The organism is Gilliamella mensalis (assembly GCF_900103085.1).
In the GTDB taxonomy this organism is placed as follows: domain Bacteria; phylum Pseudomonadota; class Gammaproteobacteria; order Enterobacterales; family Orbaceae; genus Gilliamella; species Gilliamella mensalis.
The window spans coordinates 108,921-122,213 of record NZ_FMWR01000010.1 but is presented as its reverse complement, the minus strand read 5'-3'; the positions used below and the strand labels follow the sequence as shown (position 1 = coordinate 122,213).

At 35.1% G+C, this 13,293-nt stretch carries 10 protein-coding genes; 2 read left to right on the top strand and 8 right to left on the bottom strand.

The genetic code is table 11. The features are described from left to right. Positions 1-64 precede the first annotated feature (64 nt). From rpsB to miaB, 6 genes are all read right to left on the bottom strand, one after another. Complete coding sequence (gene rpsB, locus BQ5209_RS05965; protein ID WP_085247631.1) at positions 65-802, bottom strand: 30S ribosomal protein S2; 738 nt, start codon at positions 800-802, stop codon at positions 65-67. A gap of 400 nt (positions 803-1,202) precedes the next feature. Continuing rightward, positions 1,203-2,384: a serine hydrolase gene (locus BQ5209_RS05960; RefSeq protein WP_085247630.1), complete on the bottom strand. Its 1,182-nt coding sequence runs from the start codon at positions 2,382-2,384 to the stop codon at positions 1,203-1,205. 14 nt (positions 2,385-2,398) lie between these two features. Further along, entirely contained in the window at positions 2,399-3,508 is a 1,110-nt protein-coding gene (gene mrdB, locus BQ5209_RS05955) for a peptidoglycan glycosyltransferase MrdB (protein WP_085247629.1), read from the bottom strand. After that, on the bottom strand, positions 3,508-5,424 hold the full coding sequence (gene mrdA / locus BQ5209_RS05950) for a penicillin-binding protein 2 (RefSeq protein ID WP_085247628.1): 1,917 nt from the start codon (positions 5,422-5,424) through the stop codon (positions 3,508-3,510). The genes mrdB and mrdA overlap by 1 nt, the downstream gene beginning before the upstream one ends. 39 nt (positions 5,425-5,463) lie before the next feature. Then, positions 5,464-6,486 carry a PhoH family protein gene (locus BQ5209_RS05945; protein ID WP_085247627.1) on the bottom strand — a complete coding sequence of 341 codons (1,023 nt, stop codon included), beginning with the start codon at positions 6,484-6,486 and terminating at the stop codon, positions 5,464-5,466. Between the two features lie 33 nt (positions 6,487-6,519). After that, on the bottom strand, positions 6,520-7,947 hold the full coding sequence (gene miaB / locus BQ5209_RS05940) for a tRNA (N6-isopentenyl adenosine(37)-C2)-methylthiotransferase MiaB (protein WP_085247626.1): 1,428 nt from the start codon (positions 7,945-7,947) through the stop codon (positions 6,520-6,522). 297 nt (positions 7,948-8,244) lie between these two features. On the opposite strand from miaB, the gene BQ5209_RS05935 reads away from it, so the two are divergent. Next, complete coding sequence (locus BQ5209_RS05935; RefSeq protein WP_085247625.1) at positions 8,245-9,480, top strand: N-acetylmuramoyl-L-alanine amidase; 1,236 nt, start codon at positions 8,245-8,247, stop codon at positions 9,478-9,480. Between the two features lie 40 nt (positions 9,481-9,520). Here the strand turns inward: BQ5209_RS05935 and rsmG are convergent, their stop codons facing one another. Further along, on the bottom strand, positions 9,521-10,120 hold the full coding sequence (rsmG, locus tag BQ5209_RS05930) for a 16S rRNA (guanine(527)-N(7))-methyltransferase RsmG (protein ID WP_085247624.1): 600 nt from the start codon (positions 10,118-10,120) through the stop codon (positions 9,521-9,523). Next, positions 10,098-11,990, bottom strand: coding sequence for a tRNA uridine-5-carboxymethylaminomethyl(34) synthesis enzyme MnmG (gene mnmG / locus BQ5209_RS05925; protein ID WP_085247623.1), 1,893 nt, complete (start codon positions 11,988-11,990; stop codon positions 10,098-10,100). The genes rsmG and mnmG overlap by 23 nt, the downstream gene beginning before the upstream one ends. Positions 11,991-12,609: 619 nt before the next feature. On the opposite strand from mnmG, the gene hda reads away from it, so the two are divergent. Next, on the top strand, positions 12,610-13,293 hold the full coding sequence (gene hda / locus BQ5209_RS05920; protein ID WP_085247622.1) for a DnaA inactivator Hda: 684 nt from the start codon (positions 12,610-12,612) through the stop codon (positions 13,291-13,293).

Genomic DNA, 13,293 nt, shown 5'->3' with positions numbered 1-13,293 from the left:
GTGATGATTTTCATTAGAATGGGTCGATATTGAGTAATATCGACCCTGAAAATATTTGAGTTTATTACTCTGCTGCTGGAGCTTCTTCTACGAAGCTTTCTTCAGATACTGGAGATTGGTTTTGCTCACGACCAGAACGCACTGCTTCAGCAACCGCATTTGCATATAATTGAATTGCACGAATTGCATCATCATTACCAGGAACGACGTAATCAATACCATCAGGATCTGAGTTAGTATCAACAACAGCAATGACTGGAATACCTAAATTGTTAGCTTCTTTGATAGCGATATGTTCATGGTCTGCACCAATAACAAAGATCGCATCGGGTAAACCACCCATATTTTTAATTCCACCCAAGCTATTTTCTAATTTAGCCATTTCACGAGCACGCATTAGTGCTTCTTTTTTGGTTAATTTATCGAAAGTACCATCACTAGCTTGTGTTTCTAAATCTTTTAGACGTTTGATTGATTGACGAACTGTTTTCCAGTTAGTCAACATACCACCTAACCAACGATGATTAACGTAATATTGTCCACAGCTTTCAGCCGCTTGTTTAATCGCTTCGCTAGCTGCACGCTTTGTACCAACAAATAAAATTTTACCTTTACGAGCGGCAATCTTGTTTAATTCAGCTAATGCTTCATTGAACAGTGGTACTGTTTTTTCAAGATTGATAATATGAACTTTATTGCGTGCACCAAAAATAAATGGTTTCATTTTTGGGTTCCAATAACGAGTTTGGTGTCCAAAGTGTACACCCGCTTGTAACATATCGCGCATTGATACTGTAGTCATGATTTCCTCATTTTGACGTTGGGGTTATGCCTCCACATATCCGCTTTAACCGACCTAATTACACAAGGTAAAAGGCACCCCGGAAAAGTGTAATGATATGTGTGTGTTATAACGTTAATTAATTATTAAAAGTAGTGCTTTTATTCATCATTACTTTTGCAAAAATAATGTGAAATGTAGCGCGCGTTTTATACCATAAATAGTATAAGATTACCAGCTTTATTTATATTTATAGCTGTTAGCAAAGCTAATTATCGTTATTTAGATGTAGGTGAGCTTTATTAAGCTTTCATTGCTTATTTAACAAAAATAAATAAAATCAATATTTTTTATATTAGATTATTTTTTAGCGGGGTAGGTCGTTCTGTAAGCGAACGCTTACAGAACAATGAAAATAAAACTAGCTAAATAACTTATGGCATTGTAGGCAGATCCAATCCCATACTCCACCAAAGAATCCTGTTTCTTCAATATTTTGTAAAGCAACAAGCGGTTGTTCGTTAATGACTTTTCCATCTAATAAAAACTGCATTTTACCTACCGCATTACCTTTGGTGATAGGTGCATAGATGTAATCGTCAATTTTATATTCAACTTGTACATCAGCCGCACGTCCTTTTGGTACGGTAATAAATGCCCCATTAACAGCACCCAATTGGATTTTGTTTTGGTCTCCATACCAGATGGTTTCGGTAGTGACTGGGGTTCCAACCTTAACAGGATTTGCGGTTTCAAAGAAGCGGAACCCCCAGACTAATAGTTTTTTACTTTCTGCTTCACGGCCTTTAAAGGTTCTTCCGCCAAGTACTACTGAAATTAAACGAGTATTACCATCAACCGCTGAAGCAACTAAATTGTAACCTGCAGCATTAGTATGGCCTGTTTTGATGCCATCTACATTTAATGTGGTATCCCAAAGTAAGCCATTACGGTTAAGCTGTGGCTTAGACAATGTGTAAGTAAATTCTTTTTCTTTATAAATAGAATATTCTTCTGGTAAATCACGAACTAGTGCTTGTCCTAAAAAGGCCATGTCTTTGGCTGTGGTGTATTGCCCTGGTGCATCAAGCCCATGAACAGTTTCAAAATGGGTATGCTCTAATCCAATTTTCTTTGCATAATCATTCATTAAATTAACAAAGGCACCTTGGCTGCCAGCAACATGCTCTGCCATTGCAATACAAGCATCATTACCAGATTGGATAATAATACCTTTATTAAGGTCAGAAACGGAAACTGTTTTACCTACTTCTAAAAACATTAATGATGACCCTTTTAATACAGGATTACCTGTTGCCCATGCGTCTTTACTCACCACAACCATATCATCATTTTTTATACGTCCTAACTGCAATGCTTGACCAACCACATAACTGGTCATCATTTTAGTTAAGCTTGCCGGATCGCGCTGCTGTTCAGCATTATATTGCGCTAAAATTTCACCTGATTTTGCATCGATTAAAATATAAGATTGAGCATCCAATTGTGGAATGGCGGGAATAGGAAAAGCCATTTCAGCCGATGCTGATGAACAAACTGTAAGCACAAAAAAAGCAAAAGATAATTTAAATTTCTTTGTCATTTATTTAAATTCCGTTAAATATTTTTAGATAACATATATCGATGTGTGTGGATAGACATCATAATGCCAAAACTTGCCATTAATACGACTAAAGATGAGCCACCATAGCTTATGAGTGGTAATGGTACACCAACTACAGGTAAGATTCCACTGACCATACCAATATTAATAAATACATAAACAAAAAACACTAAAATTAGCCCACCAGATAAGATTCGTCCAAATGTGGTTTGTGCCTGTGCAGCAATAATAAGCCCTCGTACAATTAAGCATAAAAATAGGATAAGTAAAACAATAGAACCCACAAAACCAAACTCTTCAGCTATAACAGAAAAGACAAAATCGGTATGTCGCTCAGGTAAAAATTCAAGTTGCGATTGTGTTCCTTGAAGCCAACCTTTACCCCATATACCGCCAGATCCAATTGCTGTTTTAGATTGAATAATATGATAGCCCGCTCCGCTTGGATCAAGTTCAGGGTTGATCAGCATTAATACTCGTTTTTGCTGATAATCGTGCATTAAAAAGAACCACATGATTGGTAAAAATATCGCTATTAAAATTAGCGCAATAAGAATATACCTCCAGTCAATCCCGGCTAAAAAAATAATAAAAATTCCTGACATAACAATTAATATTGCTGTACCTAGATCAGGTTGCATAGCAACAAGTAACGTTGGTACGCCAATGATGGCTAGGGTTTGTAACGTAGTTTTTAATGGTGGAGGACATCCATCACGATGAATAAATTTTGCAACCATTAATGGTACAGCTATTTTGGCAATTTCAGAAGGCTGAAATCGCAAGATACCTAAATCTAACCAGCGCTGTGCACCTTTACTGGTATAACCAAAAATATCGACTAATAATAAAATGATAATACAAACGATATACAGATATGGTGCCCACTTTTCATAGGTTCTGGGTGAAAATTGAGCCAACACAATCATTACAACAAATCCAAGTAATATTTGTATTACTCGTTTTTCCATCATATTAATACTTTGACCTGTTGCGCTCCAAAGAATATAAAGACTATAACCAAGTAATAAAGTAATAAATAAAAAAAATAGCGGATCAATATGTATCTTTTGCCAAAAACTCTTTTTGATATTATTCATCATTAATCTTCAGTTCCTATATTTGATGATGGTTCATCTAGCTCAGTTGAATCATTACCGAGAAGGTAAAAATCTAATATTTTACGCGCTACTGCGCCACCATTTGAGCTTCCACCACCACCATTTTCTAAAACAATGGCTAATGCAATTTTTGGATTATCGTAGGGAGCATAAGCAACAAACAAAGCGTGATCTCGAAGATGTTCAGGGATTTTATTTGAATTATAAACTTCATCAGCTTTCAAACCATAAACTTGTGCAGTACCCGATTTACCTGCTGCTTGATATTTTGCATCAGCATAAATCTTACGTGCTGTTCCTCGTGATCCAAACATAACCCGGTGCATACCTTCTTTAGCTAGTGCCCAATAAATTGATTTAACATCAACTAGATTATTATTTTCTAAATATTTTTCTGGATTAATTGTTGGTTGATGTTCATTTGAATTCAAAATATCGCTCTTTTTATATAATAAAAAGTGTGGCGTATAGGTCTTACCATTATTAATTAACGTGGTTAATGCTTTTGCCATCTGGATAGGAGTTGCAGTCCAATAACCTTGACCAATACCAACAGGAATAGTATCACCTTGTAACCAAGACTTTTTATGACGCTTGATTTTCCATTCACGGCTCGGCATAACTGCACGTGTTTCTTCATTTGGTGAAATATCAATACCTGTCCGCTCACCATAACCAAATTTAGTCATCCATAAGTTTAAGCGATCAATCCCCATATCATAGGCAACTTGATAAAAATAGGTATCAACTGATTCTTCAATCGCCCTTAATACATCAACGCGACCGTGCCCCCATTTTAACCAATCACGATAACGTCTTTCAGTACCAGGTAATTGCCACCAACCTGGATCGTTAATAACACTTTTTGGGGTAATAACGCCCTCACTTAAAGCTGCAATAGAAATAAAAGGTTTCACTGTTGAGGCGGGTGGATAAGCACCTAGTAAAGCACGATTGAAAAGAGGTTTACTAGGATCTTTAAGCAATTCGCTATATTTAGTACTCGATATACCACCAACAAATGGATTAGAGTCATAACTAGGGCTAGAAACTAAGGCTAAAATCTCGCCATTATTCGGATCAATAGCTACAACTGCTGCTTTACGCCCAGCCAGTAATTGCTCAATATAAAGCTGCAATTTAAGGTTGATAGACAAATAGATATCCTCACCAGCTTGTGGCGGATGTTGATTTAGTTGACGAACAATACGGCCTCGGCTGTTAACTTCAACCTTTTCATAACCAGGGATTCCGTGTAATACATCTTCGTAATACCTTTCTATCCCCATTTTGCCAATATTAAAAGTGGCTACATAATTACTTATTTTATTTTCATCTTCTAAACGCTGCTTATCTTGGCTATTAATTTTAGAAATATAGCCAAGAATGTGGGTAAGTGATGCGCCATAAGGATAATAACGATGCTGTATACCAAGGATAGAAACAAATGGAAAACGATGTTGATCCACTACAAAACGAGCTATTTGTTGTTCGGTCAAATTATCTTTTAATGGAACAGGCCTGTGCGCTTTATAATTACGACGTTCTTTTTGGAAATTTTCAATATCTTCATCAGTTAAATCGACGATACTTTTTAACTGTTCAAATTGTTCATTGAGATTTTTTATCTTATCGGGAATGATATTTAATTGATATGTAATATTATTAATGGCTAATGGGGTACCATTACGGTCATAAATCATCCCCCGATTAGGTGGAATAGGAATAATTTCAATACGGTTATCATTAGATTTAGTACTATAATAACTATAATTTAAAATCTGTAAGCCAGCCAAGTTACCAATCAATACAATAATTAAAATAATAATTGCAACAAAAGCAAACAGTGCTCGACGTAAAAACAAGTTTGCTTCTACTGAATGATCACGAATGTTCATTTTCTTTTTTTTGCTTAAGATAGAGATAATAATACTCCTCTAAATGCTTTTTTCTATTTGTGGCTTAAGTTGCTGCTCTTCCCATTTTTCATAAGCATTAACAATTCTCGCAACTACAGGATGACGCACCACATCTTCACTATTGAAAAAATTAAAACTAATTTCATCAACTTGGCTGAGTACTTCAATAGCATGACGCAAACCCGATTTTTGATGACGCGGTAAATCAATTTGGGTGATGTCGCCAGTAATGACCGCTTTTGAATTAAAGCCGATACGGGTTAAAAACATTTTCATTTGTTCAATAGTCGTATTTTGGCTTTCATCTAGAATAATAAACGCATCATTTAGCGTTCGTCCGCGCATATAGGCAAGTGGAGCCACTTCAATCACACTTTTTTCAATTAGTTTTTCAACTTTTTCAAAGCCAAGCATTTCAAATAAGGCATCATAAAGTGGACGTAAGTAAGGATCCACTTTTTGACTTAAATCGCCTGGCAAAAAACCTAGCTTTTCACCCGCTTCAACGGCAGGACGGGTTAGTACAATACGACGAATTTGTTGCTTTTCAAGCGCATCAACTGCGGCGGCTACCGCTAAATAGGTTTTACCTGTTCCAGCAGGTCCAATACCAAATGAAATATCATAATCTAAAACATGAGCAATATATTGAGCTTGATTTGCCGTTCTTGGTTTTATCACACCTCGTTTAGTTTTAATCATCACTAGCTTTCCACCTTGATGATCGATATAAGCAGGTAAGTGTTTACTCGCTTTTTCAAGCGCACCAGTTTCTTTGATTGCTAAATGAATTTGCTCGGGTTCAATATCAATAATTTTATCTTTTATTTTGGTTTGTTTATAAAGGGACTGCAAAATATCAGTAGCCGCTTGCACACAAATACTATCACCGGTTATTGCAAATAAATTACCTCGGTGATTAATTTCAATACCTAATCGACGTTCAAGTTGTTTAATATTGTCATTATAAGGACCACAAAGACTATTAAGCCGCTGATTATCAGCTGGTTCAAGCATGGTTTCATGTGTTGTAATATTCAAAGATAAGTCCTCTAATAATAAATGTTAACCTCTTTAAGGTTGATAAAAGCCTACACCTAAATCATTTTCTTTTCGTGTTCGTGATATTACTGACATTGGCGATTCACTTACACGTAAATCCATTTCATCTTCAGTTCTAACAACTTTTCCTCGTAATGAATTTGGATAAACATCAGTAATTTCAACGTCAACAAACTTACCTATCATCTCAGGGTAACCTTCAAAATTAACAATTCGATTATTTTCTGTTCGACCGGTTAATTCCATAAGGTCTTTTTTGGATGGACCTTCAACTAAAATACGCTGTACAGTATTTAACATACGACGACTAAATTGCATGGCTTGCTGATTGATTCGTTCTTGAAGAATATAAAGGCGTTGCTTCTTTTCTTCTTCTGATACATTATCTTCCATTTCAGCAGCAGGAGTACCTGGGCGCGATGAATAAACAAAGCTATAACTTAAATCAAAATTGACATCGGCAATCAGTTTCATTGTTTGTTCAAAATCTTCTTGTGTTTCACCTGGGAAACCAACAATAAAATCCGAACTAATTTGAATATCAGGACGCACTTTACGTAATTTTCGAATAATGGATTTATATTCAAGAGCAGTATGCGTACGTTTCATTAAGTTTAATACACGATCTGAACCACTTTGTACTGGCAAATGTAAAAAATTAACTAGCTCTGGCGTATCACGATAAACATCAATAATATCATCGGTAAACTCAATTGGATGACTGGTTGTAAAGCGAATGCGATCGATACCATCAATGGCTGCAACTAAGCGTAATAACTCAGCAAAGGAACAAATATCACCATCAAATGTGGGTCCACGATAAGCATTAACATTCTGACCTAATAAATTAACTTCACGCACACCTTGTTCAGCCAGTTGAGCTATTTCATAAATGACATCATCACAAGGTCTGCTGACCTCTTCACCTCGGGTGTAAGGCACTACACAGTAAGTACAATATTTATTACATCCTTCCATAATCGACACAAATGCAGTTGGACCTTCGCTACGAGGTTCAGGCAAACGATCAAATTTTTCAATTTCAGGAAAGCTTACATCAACCACATGATTGTTGTTACCACTGCGAATCTGTTCAATCATTTCAGGTAAGCGGTGAAAGGTTTGTGGTCCAAAAATAATATCTACAAATGGTGCACGTTTACGAATTTGAGCACCTTCTTGTGAAGCAACACAACCACCAACACCAATGATGATATTTTTATTATGTTGTTTAAGGTTTTTCCAACGACCTAATTGATGAAAGACCTTTTCTTGGGCTTTTTCCCGAATAGAACAAGTGTTAAGTAATAATATATCGGCTTCTTCAGCATTGTCTGTTAAGGTTAAACCATGGGTAGATTCAAGGAGATCAGCCATTTTTGTTGAGTCATACTCATTCATTTGGCAACCCCAAGTTTTGATATGTAATTTTTTGCTCATCAATAACTCAGCTATATTTAATAGTTAAAATGAAAACGGGTTTAAATCCGCGATTTTAGCGTGCCATATTGTAATCTTTTGTTATTGTAGGGTCTATAACAAAATAAAAAATGGCAATGCAAAGCTATACTTGTTTTTCCCATTTAAAATAGTTCCTTTTTAATAAAAAGGGCAGGTAACTTAAAAAAGTTTATTTATCAAAATAACCACTTATTATGATAATCATTTTTTTTAATATCCCTTTATTTTGTGCTATTATCTGCGACTGATTTTGATAATAATTAAAGTGTTTAAAGTATGATAAAAACATTTAGCCCAACAAAACGCCTATTAGTTAAAGGTATTATTGCTACATGTTTACTATCAGTCACTCGTGTTGGCTTTGCAGCAACCAAAGCTCAAGTTGTTGCTGTGCGTGTTTGGCCTTCCTCTACCTATACTCGAATTACATTAGAATCAAACATTAAACTCAATTATAAAAGTGCTTCACTATTCAACCCTGATAGAATAGTGATTGATATTAATAATCTCAGTGTAAATCCAATTTTAAAAACAATTTCATCAAAAGTATTAAGTCATGATCCTTATATTAAGTCGATACGCGTTTTGCAATTAGATCCTAAAACAGTAAGAATTATGATTGTATTAAAACAAGGGGTTAAACCTAATACTTTCACACTATCACCGGTGGCAAAATTTAAACATCGTTTAGTTATGGATATTTATCCATCAAAGCCTTCTTCTACAACAGATGATGATCCTTTACTTGCATTATTAGAAGAATATAAAGAGGGAGATCTTAATAAAAAACAATCTGAGATCAAAACACCAACTAATAAAAGTAAAAATGCCCCGATTATCGTGGTACTCGATCCTGGGCATGGAGGTGAAGATCCTGGCGCAATTGGCTACAATAAAACACGTGAAAAAGACATTGTTTTACAAATTGCACGCCGCACTTATAATTTATTAAAAAAAGAGCCTAACATAAAAGTCTACATGACACGTAACGAAGATGTGTTTATTCCCTTAAAAGTCCGCGTTGCTAAGGCGCGATCTTTGCATGCTGATCTGTTTATTTCTATCCATGCTGATGCCTTTACAAACCGTTCTGTTGGTGGTTCATCTGTTTTTGCATTATCAACACGTGGGGCGAGTAGTTCTGCAGCCAGTTATTTAGCTCAAACCCAAAATGAAGCTGATCAAATAGGTGGCGTAAGTCGCAGTGGCGATAAATATTTGGATAATACAATTTTAGATTTAGTTCAAAAAACAACGCTAAGTAATGGCGTGTTACTTGGTAATGCCATTTTAAATCGTATGAAAAAAATAAATAAATTACATAAGCCATCACTTGAAAAAGCAGGCTTCGCTGTATTAAAAGCGCCCGATATTCCATCAGTTTTAGTCGAAACAGCCTTTATTAGTAATGCTACTGAAGAAAAAAAATTAAAGACTGCCTCATTCCAAAATCAAGTATCTAAATCGATTGTTGATGGCATTAAAGATTATCTGAAAAAACGTAAAAATTAAATTTATAAAAAGTTTCAGATAATATTTTTTAATATTAAAACTATTGAATAATAATCAAACACCTTTCAGCATCTAATCCTGGTATAGTTAATTTAATATTTTGTTTAAGTATAAAGCCATCAGGAATAGGATCTATATCACTTCCTTTTAAAGCATAAAAAGATCCCTGTTGATCTGGAAGATGCTTACACCAATTAAGCATATCTTGTAAAGAAGCAAAAGCTCGGCTAATAACCCCATCAAATTTTTTATCATTATACTCTTCGATTCGGCTTTGTACTGGATTAATGTTTGTTAGTTTTAATTCAAATTGTACTTGCTTTAAAAAGCGAATACGCTTACCTAAGCTATCCACTAAATCAAATTGTTTATTCGGGTTAATAATAGCTAATGGAACGCCTGGTAAACCAGGACCGGTTCCTACATCAATAAAGGTTTTGCCAGTTAAATAAGGTGATACAACTAGGCTGTCCATAATATGCTTAACTAACATTTCGCTCGGATCGCGAACGGCTGTTAAGTTGTAAGTTTTGTTCCATTTGCTGAGCATCTCAACATAATGGATCAATTGATCTATTTGTGATTCAGAGATCGAAAGATCCGTTTGATCAATTAGATTAGTGAGTTTCTTTTTTAACATAATTCTTCTTTTTTAAATAAACTAATAACATTGAAATAGCAGCTGGTGTAATTCCTGATATACGAGAAGCTTGTCCTATTGAAACAGGTTTATGCTGCTTTAATTTAGCCACAACTTCATTCGATAATCCCGATATTTCTGCATAATCAATATGCTCTGGAATAAGTGTTTCTTCATTGCGCTTTTGACGTTCAATTTCTTCTATTTGCAGTTTAATATAACCATCATATTTTACTTGAATTTCAACCTGTTCAGCAGCCTGTATGTCAGATAAGCCAGGTGCAAATAATGAAAGTGATTTCAATGAGTTATAACTCATTTCAGGCCTTTTAAGTAACTCTTCACCATTGGCTTCTTTAGTCAAATTAGCACTTAAAACAGCATTGACTTCATCGATGGTTTCAATATGAGGATGTACCCATATATCCCGTAACCTTGCTCTTTCTTGTTCAATAGCTTCGAATTTTTCATTAAAACGACGCCAACGATAATCGTCGACCATGCCTAGTTTACGACCTATTTCAGTTAAACGAATATCAGCATTGTCTTCACGTAACATTAAACGATATTCAGCGCGCGAGGTAAACATACGATAAGGTTCGTTAGTGCCAAGTGTACAAAGATCATCAACTAGCACACCTAAATAAGCTTGATCACGATTTGGATACCATTGATCTTGATCATGTGCAAAGCGGGCTGCATTTAAACCAGCAAGCATTCCTTGTGCAGCCGCTTCTTCATATCCTGTTGTGCCATTGATCTGTCCAGCTAAAAAGAGCCCTTTGATCACTTTACTTTCAAGTGTTGGTTTAAGATCCCTTGGATCAAAATAATCATATTCGATCGCGTAACCCGGTCTTATAATGTTGGCTTTTTCTAATCCTTTCATACTACGGACAAATGCAAGTTGCGTATCAAATGGTAAGCTTGTTGAGATCCCATTTGGATAGATCTCATTGCTATCTAATCCTTCAGGTTCTAAATAGATCTGATGAGAATTGCGATCGGCAAAACGCATGATCTTATCTTCAATTGATGGGCAATATCTTGGTCCTACACCTTCAATAATACCAGTATACATAGGGCTGCGATCTAAATTAGATCTAATAATATCGTGGGTTGTTTCATTCGTGCTGGTGATATAGCAAGGGATCTGCTTAGGGTGTTCATTTGTATTACCCAAAAATGAAAATACTGGAACAGGATCATCGCCATATTGCGTTCCTAATTTTGAAAAATCAATGGTTCTAGCATCAATTCGTGGTGGAGTACCCGTTTTTAAGCGCCCCATTCTAAACGAATATTGATGTAGTGATTTTGATAAGCCGATCGAGGCTGGATCGCCGGTACGACCGCCACTATAATTATCAAGCCCTATGTGGATCTTACCGTCTAAAAAAGTACCTGTTGTAAGTACAACAGCTTTGGCTTTAAAAGAAACACCCATTTGGGTTTTTACACCAATGATCTGATCGTTTTCAATGATCACATCTTCAACCGATTGTTGAAACAACATTAAATTTTCTTGGTTTTCAAGTGTTGTTCTTATCACTTTTCGATACAGAGATCGATCAGCTTGTGCACGCGTAGCCCTAACGGCTGGACCTTTGCTGCTATTTAAGATCCTAAATTGGATCCCTGCACGATCGATAGCATGGGCCATTAAGCCTCCCATTGCATCAATTTCTTTAACTAAGTGGCCTTTACCTATACCGCCAATGGCTGGGTTGCAAGACATTTGTCCTAATGTATTGATATTATGGGTTAAAAGTAGTGTTTTTCGTCCCATTCTTGCTGATGCCATGGCTGCTTCTGTTCCGGCATGGCCGCCGCCGACGATGATGACATCAAAAAGATCTGGATAAAACATAAAAAAAGCCTCGTATTTATTTTGTGTACAGAAGATCGCTAATTTAGATCTGAAGATTTGGTTTATTTAGGGTAGGGAATTTTACTCATCTTTTCGATTACGTCAAATGATCTATTTTGATCGCGATCTAAATAAAATAAGATCTTTTAGATGATCTTTTTATTTTTATTATTATTACTGTGGATCCTTTTTGTTGATAACTCTTTTTTATAATTATTTTATAGGATCTTATCTATCATCTAATTCTGTTAATTGATCGGATCTTTTTTTATTTTAACTTGTTTATAACTATTCTATTTATCCACAGATGATTTATTAGGTAAGGTTATTAATGCGATCATAACAGCTTGTGATCCTAATTTATCACAGAGTTATCCACAAAAAATAAATTTGTTTGCTTAAATTTTATCCTTTATTGCTTCTATTTTATACTTATTAAATGAGCTTTTATTAAAGATCTAACATATTTAGTTCAAAAACTAAATGATGAATATGAAACAAAATAGTAAGTAAATTATAATATGATACTAGGATATTTTTCTTTTCTATAAAAGTGATTGATTTTTATGAAAGCAAATTTATACTTAACATGATTATGTTTTTATTGTGAGGTTATTTTATTACTCTTTCGCAGCTACCTTTACCTTTTTCATTACCTAATAATGAAACTTTTGATAGTTTTTATGTAGGCGATAATCGATTATTATTTGATTCATTACAAACCTTATTAGGTAAAGAGGGGTTTAATATCTTTTATATATGGTCGGCTAGCGCTGCGGGTCGAACTCACCTTTTACATGCATCAAGTCAAAATAAATTAGCCAGTTATATTCCCTTAAAGCAGTACTATCATCTTGTGCCTGAAATTCTGCAGGGGTTGGATCATTATGATTTAGTCTGTTTAGATGATATTGATGCAATAGCTGGTCATAGAGATTGGGAAGAAGCTATTTTTGATTTATTTAATCGTTTAACTGAAAAAAACGTGAGTAAATTATTGATAACGGCAAGTAGACCGCCTAAACAAATCTCTTTTATATTACCTGATTTGGTTTCTAGATTATCTTGGGGGCAAGTTTATCAATTAAAAGAGCTTAGCGATGATGATAAGCTTAAAGCCTTGCAATTAAGGGCACAATTAAGTGGGTTTGAATTATCAACAGAAGTTGGGTTATTTTTATTAAAGCGCGTTAACCGTGATATGCGTACACTGTTTTCTTTATTAGAAAAGTTTGAAGTTGCAACGCTTGCGCAACAGCGTAAATTAACCATTCCTTTTATTAAACATATTTTGGATTTGTAA

Bases quoted from the DNA above. Each gene is read 5' to 3' on its own strand.
- BQ5209_RS05960 (WP_085247630.1), bottom strand. From the start codon at position 2,384: ATGACAAAGAAATTTAAATTATCTTTTGCTTTTTTTGTGCTTACAGTT.
- rsmG (WP_085247624.1), bottom strand. From the start codon at position 10,120: ATGTTAAAAAAGAAACTCACTAATCTAATTGATCAAACGGATCTTTCG.
- rpsB (WP_085247631.1), bottom strand. From the start codon at position 802: ATGACTACAGTATCAATGCGCGATATGTTACAAGCGGGTGTACACTTT.
- miaB (WP_085247626.1), bottom strand. From the start codon at position 7,947: ATGAGCAAAAAATTACATATCAAAACTTGGGGTTGCCAAATGAATGAG.
- mrdA (WP_085247628.1), bottom strand. From the start codon at position 5,424: ATGAACATTCGTGATCATTCAGTAGAAGCAAACTTGTTTTTACGTCGA.
- mrdB (WP_085247629.1), bottom strand. From the start codon at position 3,508: ATGATGAATAATATCAAAAAGAGTTTTTGGCAAAAGATACATATTGAT.
- mnmG (WP_085247623.1), bottom strand. From the start codon at position 11,990: ATGTTTTATCCAGATCTTTTTGATGTCATCATCGTCGGCGGCGGCCAT.
- BQ5209_RS05935 (WP_085247625.1), top strand. From the start codon at position 8,245: ATGATAAAAACATTTAGCCCAACAAAACGCCTATTAGTTAAAGGTATT.